The sequence below is a fragment of the Campylobacter magnus genome, assembly GCF_028649595.1.
GTDB classification, from domain to species: Bacteria; Campylobacterota; Campylobacteria; order Campylobacterales; family Campylobacteraceae; genus Campylobacter; species Campylobacter magnus.
Genome location: NZ_JAQSLK010000005.1, coordinates 18,912 through 41,658, shown reverse-complemented (window position 1 = coordinate 41,658; position 22,747 = coordinate 18,912). Strand labels below are relative to the sequence as shown.

Below are 22,747 nucleotides of genomic sequence, written 5' to 3'. Positions count from 1 at the left end.
AATTTTAGCAGAAATTTGAGTAAATTTTGCTATTTATCTTAGGAATTCTAGAATTTGGGTGTTAGGGGGTATTTTTAGTCTTAGGAATTCTAAAATTCCCTAGCTTGTCATTGCGAGGGAGCAAAGCGACCGAAGCAATCTCTATAAATTCTAAATTCATCCTTAGGAATTCTAGAATTTGCTTAGGAATTCTAGAATTTTATCTAAAATTCCCTACTATGTCATCCTCGGGCTTGACCCGAGGATCTCTATTTTGTGATGAGATCCCCCAGTCAAGCTGGGGGATGAAAAAGAAAGTCAAGTCGGGGTATGACACAAGGCTTAGGAATTTTAGAATTCCTAGGTAAAATACCCCCTAACCCCCAAAAACTAAGCAAAGAGCGGATGCGAAGCAACCAGCGGATATGAAGCAAAAATAGGAATTCTAAATTTGCTTGGGAATTCTAGTTTTTAGGGGTTAGGGGGTATTTTTTAGATTTTTATAGTTTTAGGAATTCTAGTTTTGGAATTCTAGAATTCCCTGCGTCATTGCGAGGGAGCAAAGCGACCGAAGCAATCTCTAGTAATTCTAAATTCTTTGCCCCCGATCAAGTCGGGGGATGACACAAGGCTTAGGGAATTCTAGAATTCCTAGGTAAAATACCCCCTAACCCCACAAAAACTAAGCAAAGAGCGGATGCGAAGCAAAAAATAGGAATTCTACTTTTAGAAATTCTAGAATTCCCTGCGTTATTGAGGGGGGAGCAAAGCGACCGAAGCAATCTCTAGTAATTCTAAATTCTTTGTGATGAGATCCTCGGGTCAAGCCCGAGGATGACACAAGGCTTAGGGAATTCTAAATTTATCCTTAGGAATTCTAGAATTCCTAGGCTTTTTGTTCTTTTGGTGGTTTTAGGCTAAACTTTGAACTTAGCTCTTTTATATCACTACCGCTAAAAGCAGCCAAGCAAGCATCAAAGGCAGTTTTTAGCACAGTATCTAAAAGGCTTTTTTCATCGCTGCTAAACGCTCCAAGCACCCAGTTTATGGTATCTTTACTACCATTTTGGCTTTTGCCTACGCCTATGCGAACTCGCTCATACTCGCTGCCAATTAGCTTATCAATGTTTTTTATGCCGTTATGTCCACCGCTACTGCCCCCAAGCTTGAAGCGCAAAGCCCCAAGCGGCAAGTCAATATCATCGTGAGCTACTATTATGCGCTCTGGGTGATAAAAGTTTGCCACAGCTAGCACGCTCTCGCCGCTTAGATTCATATAAGTGCTAGGCTTTAAGAGCAAAACTGAGCCTTTTTTGTATAGTTCGCCTTTAAACTTAGTGCTACTTTGGGCTATAAAACCACCGCTAGAAATAAGCAAATCAGCTAGCATAAAGCCAGCATTGTGACGAGTGTTTTCATACTCTTTGCCGATATTTCCAAGTGCTACAAATAAAATCATGGGAGTTCTTTTTGAATTTAGAATTTTAAAAATTTTGCTCGCCCTGGTGCCTGTGGGCACACGCTCGCAATGCTTAGTAGGGCTAACGCCACCACCCCTTAGGGGCTTTGCCTCTAAAACCCCAAAAAGGAATTCTGGAATTCCCTTTAAAATTCGCAAGAGAATTCTAGAATTCCCTAGAAAAAGGGCAATTCTAGTATCGTGGTGCTAGTGTGCCAAAAGCCTGCGGTGCGCACGGCGTGGGTAGAACATGAGGTTCACCGAGCCGTGCGCATTCCGCAGGATTTTAGTGCAATAGTGCTGCGAGACGAATTGCCAAAAGCTTTAACTAAATTACTTAGCTTTTACACAACCTAACACTGCCACTGACTCAGGCTCTCTCATTACCACACCAGCTGGAACTGGAATATCACGCACAAGCACGCTATCGCCTACATCAAGTGGAGTAACATCCACAATGAAAGCATTTGGTAGGTCTTTGCCAGCGCATTTTACTAGCAGACGGCGTTTTGAGTGGACGATTAGACCTTTGTTTTTAAGACCTTTTGCCACGCCAGTTGTAACTACTGGGATATAGTATTTGCTAACTTCATTTGGAAGCACAACACGCAAATCAACATGTTTTAGCACGCTTGTTACAGGGTGCTTTTGATACTCAGCGACTACTACTTCGTAGATTTTGCCAGCTACTTTTACTGAAAATTTTAGAGTATCTTTAGCTTTTACAGCTTTGATGAAGTCATTTAGCTTAAATGCACAGTGAACATTTTCCATGCCTTTAGCGTAAATGTTGGCGATTAGATAACCATCTTTTCTCAAAGCTTTTGTAGCTTTGCTATCAATACTCTCTCTAAGAATGCCTTCTAGCATTGTTTATCCTTTCGTTATGAAATAAAAACTGAAATTATAGCTTGTTTTGCTAAGAATTATCTTAAAATATTAAATTTATAAATTTTTCATCAAAATTGTAAAAATTTATCCACTTTTTGCTAAAATCGGCCTTTCTAAAAGCAAATGAGGATAAAAATGCAAGTAGCAAATCTGCGATTTTTATTGCGTGATGATGCGATTATTAGGGTTTTAGAAGAGGATAATTTGCCTTATAAAAAGCAAAGATTTTTGCTTTTTGCTGTGCAAAAAAACTCCAAACTAGAACTTAGCAAAAGCGCAAAATCAGCTGTTAGCAATGCGCTTTATTTTTTAGAATATAGTTTTAGTCTAAATGGGCTTTATTATATAATCAAAAGCTATGATTTTTGCGATACTTGCGTGCTTGAAGTTCGTTTTAATGATGCTAGAGAGATTGTAGATTTTATCATGCCAAGCATGCTAGCAAATCATTGTGGCAAAAATATCACAAACGATGAGCGCTATAGCGAGATAAATCTTGCGCTTTTTGGAAATCCTAATTATAAAAGTGATTTTAATGCAGTGATTGAAAGAGCAAAGCTTTGTGGCGATTTTGCTCTTTTAGCACCTGGGCAGCTTTCTAGCTTTGAGGGCGCAAAAATCGCTCTTTATGGAGTGCTAGAAAATACAAATATCGCAGTTTTGGACTTTTTGAGCAAGAAAAATACAAAAAGTCTAAAAAACCTGATTTTTGCGCTGGAGAAAAACTATCATTTGTGTTTGTGCTGTGGCAGTGGCTTTGATGAGCAGATTTTTTCTAGTTTTAATGCGAAGTTTTGCGAGTATTTGGCACTTGCAAACTCTCTTGGTGAGCAAAACTACCTGTGTGATTATATGAGTGCGCAAAATATAGAATCAAAAAGCCTAAAAGAGCTAAAAAAAGAGCGAAATATAGCCGAAGACGAGCTGGTTTTAAAGCTGGGCGATTTTAGTTCTGTGCTTAGAGATTTTAGCGTTATGCTAAGTGATGAGAGTGATTTTTACAGCGGTGAGCGTGGCAAAAAAGCACTAAAAGCTAGCATGGCATTAAAGCTTCAAAATGCGATAAAAGACTATGAAAACGCTCCAAATACTAGCGCAAAATCAGCTCTAAAAGAAAGCTCTAAGCATCTTTATCACGCACTTTGCACCTTTGGGCAAATGTATAATGCAAAGCTCTCAGCCAAGCTAGAAAAAAAGCTACTTGCTATACTAGAAATCTACGCTCATTGCGATAAATGCGAGTTTTTAGCAAAGTCTTTTGCCCTGCCACAAATGGAGATAATAAATAAAAAATTGCTTCACAGCGCAGAAGAAAGTCTTAAAAAAATAGCTAAAAAACACGCAAAAAGCATTAAAATCTGCCAAGAGTTTTGGCAAATACTAAATTTTTATCACTAAAAGGCAAAAAATGAACTCACAAGAAAAAATTGTAGAGATGTTTGATAAAATCGCACCTAGCTATGATCTAGCAAACCGAGTGCTAAGCTTTGGGATTGATAAAAGCTGGAGAAAAAAGGCTGTGGATTTCGTGCTAAAAAAGTTTAGTAATCAAACAATCTCTATTGTAGATATGGCTTGTGGCACAGGCGATATGATAGCTTTGTGGCAAGGCAGAGCTGGCTTTTTTGGTGCTGGGATAAAGGATATTGTAGGCGTTGATCCTAGCTCTGGTATGCTTGAAGTTGCGCAAAAAAAGTTTAGCAAAAGCGGTGTGAGATTTATAAACTCCCTAGCGCACGAAAGTGGCATTGAAGATGATTTTGCTGATATTATTAGCATCAGCTATGGAATTCGCAATGTAAAAGAAAGATCTGCTACTTTATTAGAGTTTAACCGCATTTTAAAGCCAGGTGGATATTTGCTAGTGCTTGAGTTCACTAAGCGTGAGAAAAAAGGCTTTATAAGTGCTTTAAGGGACTTTTATCTAAGCAAAATTTTACCAAAAATCGGCGGGGCAATTAGCAAACAAAAAGAAGCTTATGAGTATTTGCCAAGCAGTATTGAAAGCTTTTTAGACACTGATAGTTTTAAAGCTGAGTTAAAAGAGGCTGGCTTTCAAGTTGAAATCGCGCAGAGCTTTTCTTTTGGAATTTCTACTATGTTTGTGGCAAAAAAAGTTGTGCAGTTATAGGGAATTTTTAGATGATAGAGTTTAAGAGTGTAATCGAGCTAAATGAAGCCGCAAGAGGCTTGCTAGAAGGGCATTTTGGCGAAGTTAGCTTAGAAGCTGAGATTAGCAAGATCACAAAACACAGCAGTGGGCATTGGTACTTTAGCTTAAAAGACGAACAAGCTAGTATTGATGCTACGATGTTTAGAGGGGCGAATTTAAGAGTAACTTTTGAGCCAAAGGTGGGCTTAAAGGTGGTTTGCGCTGGTAAGCTAACGCTTTTTAGTGCTACTGGTCGCTATCAAATAAATGTGCTTTCTATGAAAGAGGCTGGAGCTGGCGACCTTGACGCTGCTTTTAGAGCACTTTGTGCAAGACTAGAAAAAGCTGGCATTGCTAGGCGAAATATAAATGGCGTGCTACAAAAAGTAGGCGCTAGACCCCTGCCACGCCTGCCAAAAAGAGTAGGTATAGTAACATCTCTAAGCTCAGCAGCCTTTGCTGATATAAAACAAAGGATTGAAAGTAGTGGGTATTTTCTAAGCAAGTTTATTTGCTTTGATACGCTAGTTCAGGGCAAAGACGCGCCTGCTAGCATTATAGAGGCTCTTGGCCTAGCTGATAGTGCTGGGCTAGATGTGATTATTTTGGCTCGTGGTGGTGGTAGCAAAGAGGATTTGTGGTGCTTTAATGATGAAAATCTTGCTAGAAAGATTTTAAGCCTAAAAACGCCGATTATTTCAGCTGTGGGGCATGAGATTGATTATAGTATAAGTGATTTTGTAAGCGACCACCGCTCTATTACTCCAACGGCTGCTATTGCTGATTTGCTGCCTAGCAAGGATGCTTTGGCGCAGTTTATAGACACAAAGCTAGAAAATATAAACTTAGCTTGTAGTTCAAAGATAGAGAGGGCGCAAAATAGACTAAATATAGCAAGTCTAAAACTAAGACCAAGTTCTATAAAAGAACGCCTTGATAAGTTTAATCTAAATATAAAAACTAAGCAATCTGCGATAAAATCAGCCCTTGATAGTAAAATTCTCTCTTGGGGGCATAAAATAGAAAATCTAAAAACGCAGCTTAAAGCTAAGCAAGAGATTTTTGAGACCAAGCGTTCTAGTGTGAGCGTTTTTGTTGGCGGTAATCAAGCTAAGCTTGATGAGCTAAAAATAGGTGATAAAATCACGCTAAAATCAGCCTATGCCAACAAAGAGGCACAAATTTTATAAAACAAATTTTAAAGGAGAAAAAATGAATAGAGTTTTAAACTTCTCAGCAGGACCAAGTGGCTTGCCACTAAGCGTGTTAGAGCGTGCTAGGGATGAGTTTTTGGACTACCACGGACTTGGCTTTAATATCATGGAGGTAAGCCACAGAGGCAAGGTCTATGAAACTATGCATAATGAAATAATCGCAAATATAAAGGGACTTTATAACCTTGATGATGATTATGCAGTGCTATTTTTACAAGGTGGGGGGCATATGCAATTTGCGCAGGTGCCACTTAATCTATACATAGGCGGAGAGGCGCAGTATGCAAATACTGGTGTTTGGACGAAAAAAGCGATAAAAGATGCAGGAATTCTAGGCATAAACTACCGCATAACAGCTAGTAGTGAGGATAGTAACTTCGATCATATCCCAAGCGATGCTGGGTTTAGCAGCGATGCTGATTACTGCTATATCTGCTCAAATAATACAATTTATGGCACGCAGTATAAAAATCTGCCAAACACGCATGGAGCACCGCTTGTAGTGGATTCTAGCTCTGATTTATTTAGCCGTGAGATTGATTTTAAGGCTAAGCACATCGGTGTATTTTGGGGTGGAGCGCAAAAAAATGCTGGACCTGCTGGTGTAAGCGTGGTAATAATCCGCAAAGATCTACTTGATAGAGTAGAGTATAACGAAGAAAACACGCCTGCGCCTATGCGTCATAAAGCGCCTTTTGCCTCTCATGTGCCAACCATACTTCGCTATAAAGTCCAAGCTGAGGCAAACAGCCTAGCAAACACGCCGCCTACATACTCAATCTACTTGCTAGGACTTGTAATAGAGTGGATAAAAGAACAAGGTGGCTTAAAGGCAATAAATGCTATAAACGAGCAAAAAGCAGAGCTACTTTATAAGGCTATTGATGAGAGTAGCTTTTTTAAAGCGCACGCTAGGGCTGACTCACGCTCGCTTATGAATGTAAGCTTTACAAGTCCTAGCCCTGAGCTTGATGCGCTGTTTGTAAAAGAGGCTGAGAATGAGGGTATGATAGGGCTAAAAGGCCATCGCTTGCTAGGTGGGCTAAGAGCTAGTATATACAATGCTGTAAGCCTAGAAAATGTCAAAGCACTAGTAAGCTTTATGAGTGAGTTTGAGCGTAAAAACGGCTAAAAGCTTTTTAGGAATTCTAGAATTCCCAAGTAAAATTTTAGAATTCCTAATTCTAGAATTCCTAAGTAAAATTCACTTTTAAATTTCACTAGGAATTCTAGAATTCCCTAAACTAGAATTCCCTAAACTAGAATTCCTATTTAAAATTCACTAGGAATTCTAGAATTCCCTAGATCAGTTTGGCTGGCTTGCCTAGCAAGTAGCCTTGAGCGCATTGAACGCCTAGGGCTTTTACTTGATCTAGTATATCTTGAGAGCTTACAAACTCAGCAACCATCGTGTAGTTTGCGCTAGCAGCGAAGTTTGATAGCATGCTCAAAAATGCTCTCGAATTCTCATCATACGGCAGACGCTTAATGATAGAACCATCGATTTTGATATAGTCTATGTTTAGCTGCAAAATCGTAGAGATATTTGCAAAGCCGCTACCAAAATCATCTATTGCTACATGGCAGCCTTTATTACGCACTTCATTAAGGAATTTTAGCACATCGTCCATTTTTTGATCGATATCCTCGGTTTCTAGCACTTCGATTGTAAGGCGGTTAGGTGCTTTACATTTTTTTAGCCTAGCGCTAAATAGCTCACGCACACTAGTATTTGCCATATCCGAGCTTGAGAGGTTGATAGAAAATACATAATCAAACTTCTCAACTAGATCAAAGGCGATGTTAACGACTGCCTTTGTGATAGATATATAAAGACCAGCTTGTTTTGCTATATTCAAAAACTCGCCTGGATAGTGTATCTTGCCCTCATCATCATAAAGACGCACCAAAATTTCATAACTAAATAGCTCGTAGTTATTTTCGCCAGGAAGTGGCTTAGTAAGATCATATATAGGTTGGCACTCTGCGGTGATTTTGTTATTATTTAGCGCATAGCGGATCATGCTAGAGACGATTTGGTTATTGCGGTAGGTGCGTTCGTTGTCATCATTTTGCTCGTAGATGAAGTATGGGGCTTCAATTTGGCGAGCTTTTTGGTGGGCTAGTTTGGCTTGGGCTAGGCGGTCGCTGTTATCGGTATCTGCATCATTACTAAAGCCTAGACGCAAGCTGATATTTAGCGTGATATCGTGATTTAGATTGTCTTTTAGCACTATGGTTGATGAGAAGTAATTAAGCAGTCTCTCAGCCAAGCGGTCTTTATCTTCTTCTTCGCACACTAGACAGAATTTGTCTTCTTGTAGGTGGTATAGCTCTGCTTTGATATCATAGTTTCGCATACAAAGACGGATTGTTCTACTAACCTCTACTAGTATTAGCGAGACTGTGCGGTCATTGTAGAAAAACTGGAAGTTTTCAAACTGGTCTATGCTTATATACACTACATATTTGCGCAATCCATTTTCTCTTGAGTTAGTTAGCTCTTTGTTTAGTGCTAGGTGGTTTGGAAGACCGGTTTCTTTATCTACATGTTGGTTGGTTTCTAGCTTTTCTGCGTATTTTTTTTGTCTGTATTCAGCTTCAAATTGCTTAGTAAAGTCTATTAATACGACATTTGCGCCTATGATTTTTCCTAGTTTGCGTATAGGCGAGGCATACATGCTCTCGTGGTATTCAAAGCTATATCCACTCTCATCTTCTTTTGTGATTACTACATCTTGATTTAGTGTTTCTTCTGTGGTTGGGATATTTGATTCATCGGCATTTTTTCTTAGTTTTTTGCGCCTAATTTCATTTAGGCTATATTTGTCTTTGCTTTCTAGTTCGGCGATGATGTTTATAGGTCTGCCATCTGGGCTCATCAGCTCCAAGACCGTGTCTATAAGTGGATATTTATTTTTATCTTCTGAGTAGTTTACTGATTTTATCACGCCTTTTGCATCTATTTCAAAGACAGTATCGCTTGAGTTTTCTAAGATTTCTTTTATTTGTAGCTCTTTTTCATGCATTTTTAGCTTAGCTTGTTGATTTTGGCGGAGTTTTAGCATGAAAATTATCATCAAAGCAGCCACAAAAAGCAAGGTTGCATCAAGTAGATTTTTTGTGTTACGAGAGTAGTTATTTAGTTTTTCTATTAGTTCTGTTGCTGAGGTGTTTATGAGGTTTGATACTTGTTCGCGACGCTCTTGAATTCCTATTAGTTGGATGATTTCTTCATTTAGCTGGATTAGTAACAAAGAGTAGTTATAGTCTATTTGAGAGCCTTCTTCTTGGCTGTTTGAGATGTCGTAGCGATAGGCTCTTACATCATCAGAAAAGAGGTTTGAATCAAATATCTCTCCAAATCTACTAAGCAAAATTCTAGAAAAAAATCCAGTTAAGGTGCGGATTTCTTTTGTATTTCTTAGATTTGCGCTAAGGTCTAGGGTTTTTTCCATTATTATTGCTTTGTGAGTCATAAATCTATTTAGTACAACTTCGTTTGCCTTTATATTATCCATTAGGTCTTTAAAGGATTTGTGTGAGCTTGGAATGTTTAAAAAGCTAGTATAATCGCTATTTTTTGAGATTTCATCTATTAAATCATCTATTTGTTTTAGATGTTCGTTTATAAGGTCTGTTTGAATAACAGAAAACTCAGAGTTTATATGATTATCTATAGCTTCATTTATATTTACTATTTTTGATATTTTGGCGGCTAGTTCGTTGTGCGTGTAAAGCCCTTGAAAGTTATAAGATATGATTACTATAAGTAAAACAGCCGTAACACTAAGCCAAGGAAAGAGCTTATCTAAGGTCTTTTTAAAATCTTCGCTTATAAATCTTTTTATTTTTGTTATTATTTTTTTCATTAGACTTCACTTTTAGTGTTGTAGGATAGGTGGAATTTCACTATCTAGGGTTTTTAGAAAAATTATTATTTTATCCATCTCTGCCTCGTTTAAAGTTGAACTTATAACGCTCAATTTTAAAAAGCGCAAAGTATCTTTTAAATTTGTGATATTTCCTATATAAGGTGCTGTTTTTGCCACATTTCTTAGGCTTGGAACAGTGCGCATTTTTTTCTTAGAGCCTGCGTTTTTGATATATGCTGCCATGCCACCGCCTAGATTTGCCCCGTTATGACAGGTTACACAGCCTTTGCGGATAAATAGCCTATAGCCCTCTTTTTCATCTTCGTTAAATACATCATCATGACCTTGTAAATAGTAATCAAAGCGTGAAGGCATACGCAAGGCTTTTATAAACTCTTCTATCGCATCAATGGCGTTTTCAAAGTTTATATTTCCATATATTTCTTTAAACTGCTCTATATAAATGGGATTTTTTTTGATTTGAGCGATGAAATAGCTAGGTTTTGTATTATAGGCTTTTGTATCTAAGAACATATTTTTTATTTCTTCTTTTAGGCTTTGGCGAACGCCTTCTTTAGTAAAATAATAATTCATGCTGGAATTTAGGATTGAAGGGCTTGAAAAAGGGGTTTTTGAAGTGCCTGTTACTTCTTTTAATAAGTGATGGCAACGCTGGCATGAAAAATTATTTTCATTTAATCTAGTATCAAAAAACAAGCTTTTACCCAAATTTGCTTTATTTTCATTATAATCATAAGGTTTAATAGGGCTTATGACCTCGCTAAAACCGGCAGTGCAAAGCACAAAAATACTCAAAACTCTAAAAATTTTTAAAATCATAAGTGTGATAATAGCTCAAATTTGCTTTAATTTGGCTAATGTTTAATATTTTTTTTTACTTTTATTAAATAATATTTTTTTATCTATAATTATTTGAAACTTTAAATATTCAGCATTTAAAGGAATTCTAGATTATGATTTAATAATAATTTTAAATAAATGTTAAAAATTATTTACTAAAATTGCCAACCTAATTCAAATTTAAGGATCTTTAATGCTTAAAAAAATCTTTTTTGCTGCTGCGCTGCTGCTAGCAAGCGAGCTTATCGCAAAGCCTGTGGTAATAGCCTCTATTGCGCCTGTGGAGTATCTAGCCAAGGCAGTAGGTGGCGATAAAATAGAAGTTCAAAGCCTAGCAAAAGGCGATGTCCACAGCTACGAGCCAAAACCAAATGATATGAAAGCAGTAGCAAAGGCTAGGATTTTCATCGCTGCTGGACTTGAGTTTGAAGAGGCGTGGATACCACGCTTTAAAGCCTCAACAAAAAATCTAGTAGTAGTAAAAAGCGATGCTAAAATCGCAAAGCTAAAAGAAGAGCGAGGCGAACAAGCAGAGCATGATGAAAAGCACGAGGCTCACGCAGACCCGCATGTATGGCTAAATCCTATGCTAGCAATAACAATGGCTAGAAATATAAGCGATGCTCTAATAGATATGGATAAAGCAAATAAAGATTTTTATCTTGAAAACTTTCAAAAGCTAATGAATGATTTGCTAGCCTTTGATGAGAGCGCAAAAAATGAGCTAGCAGGGCTAAAAAACCGCAAGTTTGTAGTCTATCATCCTGCATGGGGGTATTTTGCAGCGCATTATGACTTAGAGCAAATCAGCATAGAGCGCAGTGGCAAAGAGCCAAAAATAGATGAAATGGCAAGCACAGTTAAGATGATAAAAGATGAAAATATCAAGGTAATTTTTGCTGACCCAAACCGCAGCCAAAAATCAGCGCAGATCTTAGCTAGCCAGACAGGTGCAAAAGTAGAGCTACTAGACCCACTTGGCTATAATCTACTAGAAAATTTAAAAATCGCCGTAGGAGCGATAAAAGATGCAAATTCGCCTAAATAATGTAAGCTTTAGCTACGAAAACTCTAGTCTTGCGCTAGAAAATGTAAACTTTGAGTATGATAAAAAGGACATTTTGGCACTAATTGGCCCAAATGGTGGTGGTAAAAGCACGCTTTTACGGCTTATTTTGGGACTTTTAAAGCCAAGCTTGGGCGAGGTAAAAACAAACGCAACGCTTGGCTATGTGCCGCAGTTTAGCCCTTTAAATACTAGCTTTGCACCAACTCTTTTTGATGTGGTGCTAATGGGTAGGCTAGGCAAAAAAATCTTTTATAGCAAAGAAGATAAGCAAATTGCCAAAGAATGCATAAAAGATGTGGGCTTAGAAGGGCTAGAAAATGCTAAAATAACAGCACTTAGCGGTGGGCAAAAACAGAGAGCTTTTATAGCCCGTGCGCTTGCGTGTAAGGCTGAGATTTTACTACTTGATGAGCCAACAGCTAGTCTTGATCCAAAAAACTCAGCGCAAATCTACGAGCTATTATTAGATCTAAATAAGCAAGGAATAGGCGTGATTTTAGCTAGTCATGATACTGCGATTTTGCGTTTTTTTGCTGATAAAATCGCCTTTGTAAACAAAAAAATTCACATGCACGAAAACAAGCGAGTTAGTGTGGATTTTAAAGAGCTTCAAGCTAGCGAGCATTTTTGTGAAGTTGAGCTTGCTAGTCTTGCTTGCTGCTGTTCGCATGAATAGGGAATTTTAGAATTTATCTAGGGAATTCTAGAATTTCATCTACGGAATTCTAGATTTTATTTAGGGAATTCTAGAATTCCCTAGAGATAAAAGTAAAAAACCTTAGGAATTCTAGAATAGCCTAAAATCAGTAGGAATTCTAGAATTCCTAATAAAATAATTTATTTTAAAGAGAAAAAATGCTTGATATTTTAGCCTTGGACTTTGTTCAAAATGCTTTAATAGCGTCTTTTTTGGTTAGCATCGCAGCTGGGATTATCGGCTCTGTTGTGGTGATTAACAAAATGAGCTTTGCTGCTGGCGGCGTGGCGCATGGGGCTTATGCTGGCGTGGGAGTGGCGTTTTTTGCTGGTTTTGCGCCTTTTTTGGGCGCACTTGGGGCGGCTGTGATTTTGGGCTTGCTTATTGCCTTTTTTAGCTTTGAAAAAAATGAACGCTTTGATAGCTTAATCGGCGCTATTTGGGCGTTTGGTATGGCGCTTGGTATTGTTTTTAGCGAGCTTAGCGATGGCTATACAAGTGATTTGATGAGCTATCTTTTTGGCTCTATTTTGGCTGTTAGCAAGGCTGATTTAGCCCTTATGGCTGGCTTTGACTTGCTTTTTTTGCTTTTTGCGATTTTGCTTTATCCAAGGCTTTGTGCTTTTAGCTTTGATAGCGAGTTTGCTAGGCTGCGTGGAGTGGGCGTTAAGCCTTTATATTACACGCTTTGCGTGCTGATTGCGCTTTGTGTGGTGATGAGTATACAGATTGTGGGGCTTGTGCTTGTGATTGCCTTGCTTACGATTGCGCCTAGCATTGCGGAGCGTTTTGCTAAGTCTTTGGCGCAGATGATGATATATTCAGCACTTTTTGCTTTTGTTTTTTGCGTTTTGGGACTGGTTCTTGCTTTTTATCTAAATCTTAGCTCTGGGGCTAGCATAATTATAATCGCAGCTCTTGTCTTTTTTATGGCTAAATTTAAAAAATAGCGTTATAATTGCGCTTTTAAAAAGGACAAAAATGCATTTTAATCCATTAAAATTAAGTGATAAAAACATTATAGATGCGTATTTTAAAGCATGTAAGATAGTAGTAAGCGACCTTAGCTTTACAAATCTTTTTTTGTGGCATTTTAGCCGTAAGATTGAGTGGTGCGAGTGCGAGGATTGCCTCATTATCCGCACGACTTATCCAGGTGAAAAGCCTTTTATTTTCTATCCACTTCACAAAAATAACGATAAAAACGCTAAAAAACGAGCCTTAGAGGTCCTGATTGCTGATTTTAAAGCGCAAAATCTGCCTTTTAGCATTCACTCACTTAGCATTAGTGACAAAGATGAGCTAGATTTGCTTATGCCTGAGCTTTTTAGCTATGAGTTTAGAGAGGATAGAAGCGATTATATTTATGATTGCCAGGAGCTAATAAATCTTGCTGGCAAAAAATATCACAAGAAAAAAACGCATTATAATAACTTTTGTAAGGCTTATGATTTTAGTTACGAGGCTCTAAGCGAGACTAATGCTAGCGAGCTTGCTAGTGTGTATAGCAAGTGGTTTGAAGCCCAGCCAAACAAAACTGAGGGGCTAAAAAACGAGTTTATCGGTATCACAGCGGCTTTAGAAAATTTTAGCGAGCTTGATTTTAAAGGCGGAATTTTAAGGGTTGATGGCGTCATAGCTGCATTTAGCTTTGGTGAGATGCTAAATGATGAGTGCGCTGTAATCCACATAGAAAAAGGCGATATAAATTATAACGGCGTTTATCAGGCTATAAATAGAGAGTTTTTAGCCCACGAGTTTAGCAGCGCAAAAATCGTAAATAGAGAAGAAGATTTAGGCATTGAAGGACTGCGCAAGGCCAAGCAGAGCTACCAGCCGATTTATTTAGAGCAGAAGTTTAATGCGAGTTTGAAGTAATGCCAACTTTGTTAAAAATAAATGGATTTAAGTTTTTCTTTTATTCAAACGAACATGAGCCAAAACACATACATGTTTTAAAGGGCGAAGAATTTGCTAAAATAAATCTTGCTAATTTAGAAGTGGTTTTTAGTAGTTTTAAAAATAAAGATTTAGCTTTTGTCTTAGAAGTGCTAAAAGAGCATAAAGATGAGTTTATATCAGCATGGGAAAGGTATTTTAATGATTAAAGGCAAAAAAGTAGAATTCTCAAATAATATGTTAAATGTAACGCTAGAAGATGGCAGAATTATTTGCACGCCGATTTCGTGGTATAAAGAACTACAAAATGCTACTTTAAAAGAGCTAAATAATTACCATTTTATTTGTGCTAATACAGGCATTGAGTGGGAGAATTTAGACTGCCAAATAAGTATTATTTCAATGTTTGCTCAAGATTGCGAGCATTTTTCGGCGTAGTTTTAAAAAATCTAAAATATAGGATAGCAAATGCCACCAGGTGACGATCAAGAAAAAACAGAAGAACCCACCCCCAAGAAAATAGAAGATGCCCGTGAAAAAGGCAATGTGCCAAAGAGCATGGACACAGCAGGCTTTGTGGCACTTTTAGTGGGACTTGTTACTTTGTTTTTTATGCTACCGTATTTTGGGCAAAAGTTTATCGGTATCTATCAATATGTCTTAGCCTTAATAGGCACAGAACTTAGCGTGCGAACAGTGGCAAATATCCTTGGCTACATTGTTTTTGAGATGATGCTAGTAGTTATTCCTTTGGCAGCTATTATTATGGTAGCTGGAGTTATGGGAAATGTTATGCAGTTTGGCTTTTTATTTACCACAGAGCCGCTTACCCCTGATATTAGCAAGATTGACCCTATTAAGGGTATGGGACGGCTTTTTTCACTAAAAAAGCTAGTTGAGACCATAAAAATCGTGCTAAAAGTAGGCGCTGTTTTTGGCGTGGCGTTTATATTTTTCTTGCGCTTTGTTGTGGAACTGCCACATACTGTGTTTTTTACGATGTTTGACCAGCTTTTATGGCTAAAAGAAAAGATTATGATTTTAGCTGCTGTGATGCTCTTTGTTTTTCTTATTATTGCGATAATTGATCTTTTTATCACTCGGTATAATTACTTTAACGACCTAAAAATGAGTAAACAAGAAGTAAAAGATGAGTATAAGCAAATGGACGGAGATCCGCAGGTAAAAGGTCGCATCAGGCAACTTCAAAGAGAAGCTGCCAAAAAACGCATGATGCAAAATGTCCCAGCAGCCGATGTCATCATCACAAACCCAACTCACTACGCAGTAGCCCTGCGCTATGATAAAGAGAAGGAAGACGCTCCTGTTGTGCTTGCTAAGGGTATTGATTTCATGGCTTTACAAATCAAAAAAATAGGGCTTGAAAACGGCGTAGAAATCGTAGAAAATCCACCACTTGCACGCGAGCTTTATAGGCTTTGTGATATAGACAGGCAGATACCTAGTGAGCTTTTTAAGGCAGTAGCTGAGGTGCTAAGCTTCGTTTATACAGCAAACAAGCAAAAGTTTGCTAAAAAACTTCAACAATGATGATTTTATCACTTAGTAATTCTAGAATTCCTAAAATCTAGCAATCTAGAATTCCTAGGAATTTTAGAATTCCCAAAATCTAGAATTCCTAAAATCTAGCAATCTAGAATTCCTAGGAATTCTAGATTAAAAACTTGCTTTTTTCATTATCATTTAAGCCAAAATCTGCTAAAATCCCACTCCATTTCGCATTTTTGCGCAAAGGTTTAGTGGCCGCAAATGTCGGTAAAATCGCGCAAAAAGAGGAAAAACTAACCCTAAGGAGAAACTCATGGTAACAATGAGAGATTTACTAGAATGTGGTGTGCACTTCGGTCACCAAACACGCAGATGGAACCCAAAGATGAAAAAATATATCTTTGGCGAGCGCAAAGGTATTTATATAATTGACCTTCAAAAAACTATCCGCTATTTTCGCTATACTTACAACATCGTCCGTGATGCAGCAGCAGCTGGCAAAACAGTGCTTTTTGTAGGCACCAAAAAACAAGCTATCCAAGCTATCAAAGACAGCGCAGAAAAATGCGGTATGCCTTATGTAAACAGCCGCTGGCTAGGCGGTATGATGACAAACTTTGGCACTATTAAACAAAGCATCCGCAAGCTTGAAGTAATCGAGGCTATGGAAGAAGACGGCAGCATCAATCTACTAACTAAAAAAGAAGCTCTAATGCTACGCCGCAAAAAAGAAAAACTAGAAGAAGTTCTAGGCGGTATTCGCAGTATGAAAAACCTGCCTGATATGATTTTTGTCATTGACACAGTAAAAGAAAAAATCGCAGTAGCAGAGGCTAACAAACTAAAAATCGAAATCGTAGCGCCAGTTGATACTAACTGCGACCCTGATCTTATCACTTATCCAGTTCCAGCAAATGACGATGCTATTCGTGCTGTTCAGCTATTTTGTAACGAAATGGCAGAAGCTATAAATGAGGGCAAAGCTATGATGGATCCAGAGGTAGCAGTAGCTAACGAAGAGGCTATCAGCGAGGCTGAGAAACAAGAAGTGCTTGAAGAAGCAATGAGCGAAGAAGAATAAGGATTTATCATGGCAGAAATTTCAGCACAAATGGTAAAAGAACTGCGTGAGAGTACTGGCGCAGGTATGATGGACTGCAAAAAAGCCCTAGAAGAAGCAAACGGAGATATGAGCGCAGCTGTTGATATTTTGCGCGAAAAAGGTCTTGGCAAAGCAGCTAAAAAAGCTGACCGCCTAGCTAGCGAGGGCCTTGTAGATGTGCTAGTAAGCAGCGATAATAAAATCGCAACAATCAGCGAAGTAAACTCAGAAACTGACTTCGTGGCAAAAAACGAAAACTTCATAAATCTAGTTAAAAACACTACTAGCCACATTCAAGCTAACTCTATTCAAACAATAGAGCAGTTAAACACTAGTACTATTAACGGCGTTGTTTTTGAAGATTATTTTAAAACTGAGATTGCTAAAACTGGCGAAAATCTTGTAGTTCGTAGATTTGAGACTATAGAAGTTGGCGCAAATGGCGTAGTAACTGGCTATATCCACTCAAATAGCCGTGTAGGCGTGATCATCGCTGCAGCTTGTGATAGCGAAGCAACTGCTAGCAAGGCAAAAGACTTCTTGCGCAATGTATGTATGCACGCAGCTGCTATGAAACCACAAGTTATTAGCTACAAAGACTTTGATAAAGAGTTTTTGGACAAGGAAACAACAGCGCTAAAAGCTGAGTTAGAAAAAGAAAACGAAGAGCTTCGCCGCCTAGGCAAACACGAGCACAAAATTCCTGAGTATGGCTCACGCGCTCAAATCACAGATGAGATAATCGCTGGTGTGAAAGCTAAGCTAGAAGATGAGCTAAAAGCACAGGGTAAGCCTGAGAAAATCTGGGATAAAATCATCCCTGGTCAAATCGAGCGCTTCTATGCTGATAACACTCAAATAGACCAACGCCTTACACTTCTAGGACAATTTTTTGTAATGGATGATAAAAAAACCATTGAGCAAGCAGTAGCTGATGAGGCTGCTAAAATCGGTGGTAAGATTGAGATTGTAAAATATGTTCGCTTTGAAGTGGGCGAGGGCTTGGAGAAAAAGCAGGAGGATTTTGCAGCAGAGGTAGCTGCGCAAATGGCATAAGCTCTTGGGGCAATTCGTCTCGCAGCACTATTGCGAACTAATCGCCTTTAAGCGACGGCTTGGGATGAACCATCTGTTCTATCCCTGCGCCGCCGCCAAGGCGATTAGCCACACTAGCACCACGATACTAGAATTGCCTAAAAATTTATTTTGGAATTCCAAAATTTTAGAATTCCAATCTCTAAATTCTAGAATTTAGAATTTAGAATTTAAATAAGAGTTTTAAATTCTAGAATTTTACTTAAAGATTTTTTATGTTACAAGCAATAAACCTTTCACACTCTTTTGAATATCCACTTTTTAGCGAAGTAAATTTAAACATAAAAGCAGGTAGCACCACAGCTATTGTAGGAGCTAGTGGCTCTGGCAAAAGCACGATTTTACACATTTTAAGCACACTTTTAAAGCCAAAGTCTGGTGAAGTGATTTTTGGTGGTAAAAATCTTTATAGCCTAAAAGATGATGAACTACTAAAAATCCGCAGGCAGGACTTTGGCATTATTTTTCAGGCGCATTATCTTTTTCGTGGCTTTAGCGCGGGCGAAAATATAGAACTAGCTAGCATTTTAAGTGGGCAAAAAATTGACAAAAATATTTTAGAGCGACTTGGTATAGCAGGGCTTATGACTCAAAAGGCAAGCGAGCTTAGCGGCGGACAGCAGCAGCGCATTAGCATAGCAAGAGTTTTAGCTAAAAGACCTAAAATCATCTTTGCTGATGAGCCAACTGGCAACCTTGATAGCCACACAGCAGCTGATGTGATGAGTGTGCTTTGTGAATACGCAAAAGAGCAAAGCTCAGCTCTTGTGCTAGTAACGCACGATGAGAGACTAGCAGAGCAGATGGATGCGCAGTTTAGGCTAGAAAATGAAAAACTAAATCAAATCAGGGGGTAAAAATGGAAATTATAAGCTCATTTTTGATCTTACTTATCCTTCTTGTGGTGCTTATAATCAAGCTTGGAGTAAAAATCGTCTCGCAAGCTGATATTTATATAATAGAGCGTTTAGGGCGTTTTCACAGGGTGCTTGATGGCGGATTTCATATTATAATACCATTTTTTGATAGCGTTAGAGCGAGGCTTAGCGTGCGAGAGGGGCTAGTAGATATCAGCCGCCAGCAAGTAATCACCAAAGATAATGTAAATATCATGGTTGATGGCATTGTGTTTTTAAAAGTCTTTGATGGCAGGATGGCTGTGTATAATGTAGAAGACTACAAAAAAGCAATCTCAAACCTAGCGATGACCACGCTACGCTCAGCAATCGGCGAGATGAGCCTAGATAGCACGCTTTCAAGCCGCGACCAGCTAAATGCTAAGCTGCAAATGGCTTTGGGGGATGCGGCAAATAACTGGGGCGTGAAAATCATGCGTGTAGAAATCTCTGAAATCTCCGTGCCGCACGATATAGAAGCAGCGATGAATATGCAAATGAAAGCCGAGCGTGAAAAGCGCGCGATAGAGCTAAACGCTCAGGCAAACAAAGAAGCACTAATTCGCAACGCTGAGGCACTAAAACAAGAACAAGTCTTGCAAGCAGAAGCCATAGAGCGCATGGCAGATGCTAGAAAATACGAGCAAATCGCACTAGCACAGGGTCAAAAAGCAGCGATGGAGGCTATAAACGAGGCAGCTCTAAGCTCTCATGCTGGGCTGGAATTCCTACTAGCAAATGAGCGCGTTAAGGCCTTTGGCGAGCTAGCTAAAAATACCAGAAATGATAAGATTTTAGTACCTTATGAGACAGCTGAGCTCATCGGCTCACTTAGCGTTTTTAAAGAGTTTTTAAGCCCAAAAAAAGCTAAAAACAAAGAAAGCGCAGAGCAGGGCGAAATATGATATCAGCACTTTTTGGCTCGCTAGCACTAGTTTTTTTTATTATTGAGCTGGTGTTTTTGGATTTTAGCTGTTTTCTCATCGCCTTAGCACTTGGGATTAGTGCGATTTGCTCACTTTTTATAGAGCTTAGCATTGCTATTTGGGCGGTGATTTCAGCGCTTTTGGCTGTGATTTTTTTCTTTACGATTAGGGCGCCTTTAAAACGCTTTTTTATGAGCAAAAAGAGCAAGGATGACTTTTTAGACGAAAGTGGGCAAGGCATGGTAAAAGAGGGCATGATATACTTTAAAGGCACGCTGTGGAGAGCTGATACCAGCGGCCTAAGCGAGGGGCAGAGCGTAAAAGTAAAAGGCATACAAAACGGTAAAATCATTATAGAAAAAAGCTAGATTTTTGCTTAGGAATTCTAGAATTCCTAAATCAAAATCTAAAATTCCTAAGCTAAATTCTAGAATTCCTAAATCAAATTCTAGAATTCTAAATCAAAATTCTAGAATTCCTAAATCAAAATTCTAGAATTCCTAAATCAAAATTCTAGAATTCCTAGTAATGCTAAATATTATTTCTATCTTTTAGGGCTTTTGAGAGTGAGAGAAGATCTATATTTTCTAGGCTCACTCCAGTTGGTACGCCTTGAGCGATTTTGCTAAACTTTAGCTCAGGCAGCTTTGCGCTTAGCTCATTTTCTACTAGCAGCATTACTGCGTCACTTGCTAGCCCAGGAGTTAGCGCAAAGATGAGTTCTTTTGATCCATTTTGCTCTATGGCTCGCTCTAAATTTAAGAGCTCATCAGTGCTTTTTAGCACGAAATACAGCCCGTCATATGAGCGTGAGTTTTCGATTGTGATGATGTCTTTTGCGCTCTCAACCACGCAAAGCAAATCGTGATTTCTAAGCTCATCAGCGCAAATCTCGCAAATTTCGCCCTCAGCGATAAAGCCACAACGCTCACAGCTATGCAAAAATCTAACTGCTTCTTCTATTTGGTGGGCTAGATTTTGCCCAAAAAAGGGATCGCCTAGTGCTACGAAATAAGCGTATTTTTGCGCTGATTTTTTGCCCACGCCAGGCAAGCGGGCAAAGCTTGCAGCTAGCTCTTCAAATCTACTTATGCTCATGAAAAATCACATAAAAGCAATGAAAGCCATCAATATACTTGTATTTAAGGCTGTATTTATGCATCGCACAAATGCTATCTATGATATAAAGCCCAAGCCCCATGCCTGAGGTTTTTTGCCCTTTTCCACGCACGAAGGCTTGCATGTAATGCTCTATAGGATATTCTAGCTCTTTGCCAGGATTTTTGATACAAAGCATATCATCATAAATTTCCAAAATCGCTTTGTGCTCGGCTGAGTATTTAATAGCGTTATCTAGCAGGTTTTTTATCGCTAAGCTAAAAAGCTGAAAATCTACTTTTAAAAGCGGGTCAGCCTCGCCTTTTATAAAAACATGTTTGCTAAAATCATCAAGCATCAATAAATCTCTAACTTGTTCTAAAACCAAAGAAAAACGATAGTCGCTAAGGTTTAGCGTGTAGCTTTTTGAGATGAGCTGTTCGATTTTGCCAAACTCATTTATAAGCATATTGAGCCGCTCAAAAACGCTGATTAAACGCTCTTTTTGGTTTGTTTCGCTTAGCATCTCAGCCATGATGCGACCTTTGCCGATAGGCGTTTTTAGCTCGTGCATTATCGTGCGCAAAAACAGCTGTCTAGAAATCAGCAGATCTTTTATTTTACAAGTAGCTTTGTTAAACTCATAAGCGACTTGTTCTATCTCATCTTCGCCCTTTGGCACAGAGATATTACACATCGCATCTAGCTCGCCGTTTGCAAAGCGCTTTATATCAGCCCTTAGCCGTCTTAGCGGCGAGAGCGAGCCATAAAAAGAAATACAAAATCCACCAATCAAAGCCACGCTAAGTGCGTAGGCTAGAAGTAGCGTGTTTTTGGGGCTTTGCTGTGTGGAGCGCAATAAAATCACCACGCCTTGATTTTTAAGCTTTAAAAAAGGCTCGCCCTCATACTCTATCATCTCAGCTACGCCAAGCGGAGTTTCGTTTGAACTAATACTTTTTGCCTCGCTAAGCAGATTGTTTCTAAGCTCAATATCACGCACATAAGCAAGATCAAAGTTTTTAAAGTACTCATCCCAATTCTCAGGCAAGCTGGCTTTGTTATACAGTGATACTAGCCAGTTTATGGCATTTAGCTGATTTGTGCGGATTTTGTCAGTATATTGCTCGTTTTGTAGCCGCTCAAAGGCGTAAAATAGCAGCGAAACCAAAAAAAACCCCACCACAAAAATAAGAGTAATTCTAACGCGCAATGTGTATTTCATTATTTTACTTTATATAAAGAAATCTAGAATTCCTAATAACTAAAAATCTAGAATTCCTAAAGCATTTTTGCCTAGGAATTCTAGAATTTTAGCCAATTAGCTTGTAGCCTATGCCACGCACTGAGAAAATGTGCTTTGGCGTTTTTGAGTTATCGCCGATTTTAGCACGCAAGCGACCGATGATTACATCTAGGCTTTTTGAGTCTTTGTCTTTTAGGCTTTTGCAGTGATAGACTAGCTGTTCTCTTGAGACTGAAAAGCTATGTTGTTTGATTAGATACTCTAAAATTTCATACTCAGCTGGAGTTAAAGTAAGTGGCTTGCCCTCAAAGTTAATCTCATGGCGCTTGTCATCTACGAAAAACACTGAATCACTAGCGTTTACAGGCTGCTCTAGGCTCTTTTTGTAGCGGCGGATAAGAGAGATGATGCGAGCGTGCATTTCTTTTGGATCATAAGGTTTTGGCAAATAATCATCTGCGCCGATTTGTAATCCTACTACTCTATCATTTACATCAGATCTAGCTGAGCTAATGATGATTGGGATATCGTATTTTTCACGGATTTCTTTACATGCTTCAAGCCCGTCCATGCCAGGCAAAGTAAGGTCTAAAATCAGCAAATCATAGTTTTTTATACCAGCACTTATGCCGATATAAGGATCTTCGTAGTTTGTTATTTTTATGTTATATTGGCTTAAATACTCAGCCAAAACCGAAGCAAACTCAGTATCGTCTTCTATCATTAAAACATTTATCATTTTAAGTCCTTTTTGTTTTTCACTTAGAATTATAGCCAAA

Annotated in this window: 23 protein-coding genes; 16 read left to right on the top strand and 7 right to left on the bottom strand. The window is 38.6% G+C overall.

The window, feature by feature from the left end; all coding sequences use genetic code 11:
- Positions 1 to 865: 865 nt before the first annotated feature.
- Positions 866 to 1,438 carry an aminoacyl-tRNA hydrolase gene (pth, locus tag PTQ34_RS06535; RefSeq protein ID WP_273932740.1) on the bottom strand — a complete coding sequence of 191 codons (573 nt, stop codon included), beginning with the start codon at positions 1,436 to 1,438 and terminating at the stop codon, positions 866 to 868.
- 333 nt (positions 1,439 to 1,771) lie between these two features.
- Positions 1,772 to 2,308 (bottom strand): 50S ribosomal protein L25/general stress protein Ctc, encoded by a 537-nt coding sequence (locus PTQ34_RS06530; protein ID WP_273932739.1) that lies wholly within the window; start codon positions 2,306 to 2,308, stop codon positions 1,772 to 1,774.
- A 156-nt stretch (positions 2,309 to 2,464) separates the two neighbouring features.
- Here PTQ34_RS06530 and PTQ34_RS06525 point away from each other — a divergent pair, with 156 nt between their 5' ends.
- Genes PTQ34_RS06525 through serC form a run of 4 tightly spaced genes read left to right on the top strand, consistent with a single transcriptional unit; the run spans position 2,465 to position 6,827 of the window.
- On the top strand, positions 2,465 to 3,727 hold the full coding sequence (locus PTQ34_RS06525; protein ID WP_273932738.1) for a CYTH domain-containing protein: 1,263 nt from the start codon (positions 2,465 to 2,467) through the stop codon (positions 3,725 to 3,727).
- 10 nt (positions 3,728 to 3,737) lie between these two features.
- Entirely contained in the window at positions 3,738 to 4,460 is a 723-nt protein-coding gene (gene ubiE / locus PTQ34_RS06520) for a bifunctional demethylmenaquinone methyltransferase/2-methoxy-6-polyprenyl-1,4-benzoquinol methylase UbiE (protein WP_273932737.1), read from the top strand.
- Positions 4,461 to 4,471: 11 nt separating this feature from the next.
- Entirely contained in the window at positions 4,472 to 5,671 is a 1,200-nt protein-coding gene (gene xseA / locus PTQ34_RS06515) for an exodeoxyribonuclease VII large subunit (RefSeq protein ID WP_273932736.1), read from the top strand.
- Between the two features lie 22 nt (positions 5,672 to 5,693).
- The gene (serC, locus tag PTQ34_RS06510) at positions 5,694 to 6,827 is read left to right on the top strand and encodes a 3-phosphoserine/phosphohydroxythreonine transaminase (RefSeq protein ID WP_273932735.1); all 1,134 of its coding nucleotides are present in this window, start codon (positions 5,694 to 5,696) and stop codon (positions 6,825 to 6,827) included.
- 169 nt (positions 6,828 to 6,996) lie between these two features.
- Here serC and PTQ34_RS06505 read toward each other — a convergent pair whose 3' ends face one another.
- Both PTQ34_RS06505 and PTQ34_RS06500 read right to left on the bottom strand, forming a co-directional pair.
- Positions 6,997 to 9,567 (bottom strand): EAL domain-containing protein, encoded by a 2,571-nt coding sequence (locus PTQ34_RS06505; RefSeq protein ID WP_273932734.1) that lies wholly within the window; start codon positions 9,565 to 9,567, stop codon positions 6,997 to 6,999.
- A 12-nt stretch (positions 9,568 to 9,579) separates the two neighbouring features.
- Entirely contained in the window at positions 9,580 to 10,410 is an 831-nt protein-coding gene (locus PTQ34_RS06500; RefSeq protein ID WP_273932731.1) for a cytochrome-c peroxidase, read from the bottom strand.
- Between the two features lie 214 nt (positions 10,411 to 10,624).
- Here PTQ34_RS06500 and PTQ34_RS06495 point away from each other — a divergent pair, with 214 nt between their 5' ends.
- The 12 genes from PTQ34_RS06495 (at position 10,625) to PTQ34_RS06440 (ending at position 19,992) form a co-directional block, all read left to right on the top strand.
- Positions 10,625 to 11,479, top strand: coding sequence for a metal ABC transporter solute-binding protein, Zn/Mn family (locus tag PTQ34_RS06495; protein WP_273932729.1), 855 nt, complete (start codon positions 10,625 to 10,627; stop codon positions 11,477 to 11,479).
- The gene (locus PTQ34_RS06490) at positions 11,460 to 12,176 is read left to right on the top strand and encodes a metal ABC transporter ATP-binding protein (RefSeq protein WP_273932728.1); all 717 of its coding nucleotides are present in this window, start codon (positions 11,460 to 11,462) and stop codon (positions 12,174 to 12,176) included. The genes PTQ34_RS06495 and PTQ34_RS06490 overlap by 20 nt, the downstream gene beginning before the upstream one ends.
- 179 nt (positions 12,177 to 12,355) lie before the next feature.
- Positions 12,356 to 13,147 carry a metal ABC transporter permease gene (locus tag PTQ34_RS06485; protein WP_273932727.1) on the top strand — a complete coding sequence of 264 codons (792 nt, stop codon included), beginning with the start codon at positions 12,356 to 12,358 and terminating at the stop codon, positions 13,145 to 13,147.
- A 31-nt stretch (positions 13,148 to 13,178) separates the two neighbouring features.
- Complete coding sequence (locus PTQ34_RS06480) at positions 13,179 to 14,075, top strand: DUF2156 domain-containing protein (RefSeq protein WP_273932726.1); 897 nt, start codon at positions 13,179 to 13,181, stop codon at positions 14,073 to 14,075.
- Positions 14,075 to 14,305: a DUF4160 domain-containing protein gene (locus tag PTQ34_RS06475; protein WP_273932724.1), complete on the top strand. Its 231-nt coding sequence runs from the start codon at positions 14,075 to 14,077 to the stop codon at positions 14,303 to 14,305. The genes PTQ34_RS06480 and PTQ34_RS06475 overlap by 1 nt, the downstream gene beginning before the upstream one ends.
- Positions 14,298 to 14,534, top strand: coding sequence for a DUF2442 domain-containing protein (locus PTQ34_RS06470; RefSeq protein WP_273932723.1), 237 nt, complete (start codon positions 14,298 to 14,300; stop codon positions 14,532 to 14,534). The genes PTQ34_RS06475 and PTQ34_RS06470 overlap by 8 nt, the downstream gene beginning before the upstream one ends.
- Positions 14,535 to 14,564: 30 nt before the next feature.
- Positions 14,565 to 15,647, top strand: a complete 1,083-nt coding sequence (gene flhB / locus PTQ34_RS06465; protein ID WP_273932722.1) for a flagellar biosynthesis protein FlhB — start codon at positions 14,565 to 14,567, stop codon at positions 15,645 to 15,647.
- Between the two features lie 271 nt (positions 15,648 to 15,918).
- On the top strand, positions 15,919 to 16,686 hold the full coding sequence (rpsB, locus tag PTQ34_RS06460; RefSeq protein ID WP_273932721.1) for a 30S ribosomal protein S2: 768 nt from the start codon (positions 15,919 to 15,921) through the stop codon (positions 16,684 to 16,686).
- 9 nt (positions 16,687 to 16,695) lie between these two features.
- Positions 16,696 to 17,763, top strand: a complete 1,068-nt coding sequence (tsf, locus tag PTQ34_RS06455) for a translation elongation factor Ts (protein WP_273932719.1) — start codon at positions 16,696 to 16,698, stop codon at positions 17,761 to 17,763.
- Positions 17,764 to 18,017: 254 nt separating this feature from the next.
- Positions 18,018 to 18,659, top strand: a complete 642-nt coding sequence (locus PTQ34_RS06450; protein WP_273932718.1) for an ABC transporter ATP-binding protein — start codon at positions 18,018 to 18,020, stop codon at positions 18,657 to 18,659.
- Positions 18,660 to 18,661: 2 nt separating this feature from the next.
- Positions 18,662 to 19,603 carry an SPFH domain-containing protein gene (locus tag PTQ34_RS06445; RefSeq protein WP_273932717.1) on the top strand — a complete coding sequence of 314 codons (942 nt, stop codon included), beginning with the start codon at positions 18,662 to 18,664 and terminating at the stop codon, positions 19,601 to 19,603.
- The gene (locus tag PTQ34_RS06440; protein ID WP_273932716.1) at positions 19,600 to 19,992 is read left to right on the top strand and encodes an NfeD family protein; all 393 of its coding nucleotides are present in this window, start codon (positions 19,600 to 19,602) and stop codon (positions 19,990 to 19,992) included. The genes PTQ34_RS06445 and PTQ34_RS06440 overlap by 4 nt, the downstream gene beginning before the upstream one ends.
- Positions 19,993 to 20,155: 163 nt before the next feature.
- On the opposite strand, the gene PTQ34_RS06435 is transcribed toward PTQ34_RS06440, so the two are convergent.
- The 3 genes from PTQ34_RS06435 to PTQ34_RS06425 form a co-directional block, all read right to left on the bottom strand.
- Positions 20,156 to 20,722, bottom strand: a complete 567-nt coding sequence (locus PTQ34_RS06435; protein ID WP_273932715.1) for a recombination protein RecR — start codon at positions 20,720 to 20,722, stop codon at positions 20,156 to 20,158.
- On the bottom strand, positions 20,709 to 21,947 hold the full coding sequence (locus tag PTQ34_RS06430) for an ArsS family sensor histidine kinase (RefSeq protein ID WP_273930258.1): 1,239 nt from the start codon (positions 21,945 to 21,947) through the stop codon (positions 20,709 to 20,711). Before PTQ34_RS06430 ends, PTQ34_RS06435 begins: the two co-directional genes overlap by 14 nt.
- An 88-nt stretch (positions 21,948 to 22,035) precedes the next feature.
- A complete protein-coding gene (locus PTQ34_RS06425; RefSeq protein WP_273930257.1) occupies positions 22,036 to 22,707 on the bottom strand; it encodes a response regulator transcription factor in 672 nt (223 codons plus the stop codon).
- Positions 22,708 to 22,747: the final 40 nt, after the last annotated feature.

Coding starts and splice junctions, on each gene's coding strand:
- PTQ34_RS06445 (WP_273932717.1), top strand. CDS start 18,662: ATGGAAATTATAAGCTCATTTTTGATCTTACTTATCCTTCTTGTGGTG.
- PTQ34_RS06480 (WP_273932726.1), top strand. CDS start 13,179: ATGCATTTTAATCCATTAAAATTAAGTGATAAAAACATTATAGATGCG.
- PTQ34_RS06500 (WP_273932731.1), bottom strand. CDS start 10,410: ATGATTTTAAAAATTTTTAGAGTTTTGAGTATTTTTGTGCTTTGCACT.
- PTQ34_RS06530 (WP_273932739.1), bottom strand. CDS start 2,308: ATGCTAGAAGGCATTCTTAGAGAGAGTATTGATAGCAAAGCTACAAAA.
- PTQ34_RS06490 (WP_273932728.1), top strand. CDS start 11,460: ATGCAAATTCGCCTAAATAATGTAAGCTTTAGCTACGAAAACTCTAGT.
- tsf (WP_273932719.1), top strand. CDS start 16,696: ATGGCAGAAATTTCAGCACAAATGGTAAAAGAACTGCGTGAGAGTACT.
- PTQ34_RS06485 (WP_273932727.1), top strand. CDS start 12,356: ATGCTTGATATTTTAGCCTTGGACTTTGTTCAAAATGCTTTAATAGCG.
- rpsB (WP_273932721.1), top strand. CDS start 15,919: ATGGTAACAATGAGAGATTTACTAGAATGTGGTGTGCACTTCGGTCAC.
- PTQ34_RS06475 (WP_273932724.1), top strand. CDS start 14,075: ATGCCAACTTTGTTAAAAATAAATGGATTTAAGTTTTTCTTTTATTCA.
- ubiE (WP_273932737.1), top strand. CDS start 3,738: ATGAACTCACAAGAAAAAATTGTAGAGATGTTTGATAAAATCGCACCT.
- PTQ34_RS06495 (WP_273932729.1), top strand. CDS start 10,625: ATGCTTAAAAAAATCTTTTTTGCTGCTGCGCTGCTGCTAGCAAGCGAG.
- PTQ34_RS06425 (WP_273930257.1), bottom strand. CDS start 22,707: ATGATAAATGTTTTAATGATAGAAGACGATACTGAGTTTGCTTCGGTT.
- PTQ34_RS06525 (WP_273932738.1), top strand. CDS start 2,465: ATGCAAGTAGCAAATCTGCGATTTTTATTGCGTGATGATGCGATTATT.
- PTQ34_RS06440 (WP_273932716.1), top strand. CDS start 19,600: ATGATATCAGCACTTTTTGGCTCGCTAGCACTAGTTTTTTTTATTATT.
- pth (WP_273932740.1), bottom strand. CDS start 1,438: ATGATTTTATTTGTAGCACTTGGAAATATCGGCAAAGAGTATGAAAAC.
- PTQ34_RS06470 (WP_273932723.1), top strand. CDS start 14,298: ATGATTAAAGGCAAAAAAGTAGAATTCTCAAATAATATGTTAAATGTA.
- PTQ34_RS06430 (WP_273930258.1), bottom strand. CDS start 21,947: ATGAAATACACATTGCGCGTTAGAATTACTCTTATTTTTGTGGTGGGG.
- PTQ34_RS06450 (WP_273932718.1), top strand. CDS start 18,018: ATGTTACAAGCAATAAACCTTTCACACTCTTTTGAATATCCACTTTTT.
- PTQ34_RS06435 (WP_273932715.1), bottom strand. CDS start 20,722: ATGAGCATAAGTAGATTTGAAGAGCTAGCTGCAAGCTTTGCCCGCTTG.
- xseA (WP_273932736.1), top strand. CDS start 4,472: ATGATAGAGTTTAAGAGTGTAATCGAGCTAAATGAAGCCGCAAGAGGC.
- PTQ34_RS06505 (WP_273932734.1), bottom strand. CDS start 9,567: ATGAAAAAAATAATAACAAAAATAAAAAGATTTATAAGCGAAGATTTT.
- serC (WP_273932735.1), top strand. CDS start 5,694: ATGAATAGAGTTTTAAACTTCTCAGCAGGACCAAGTGGCTTGCCACTA.
- flhB (WP_273932722.1), top strand. CDS start 14,565: ATGCCACCAGGTGACGATCAAGAAAAAACAGAAGAACCCACCCCCAAG.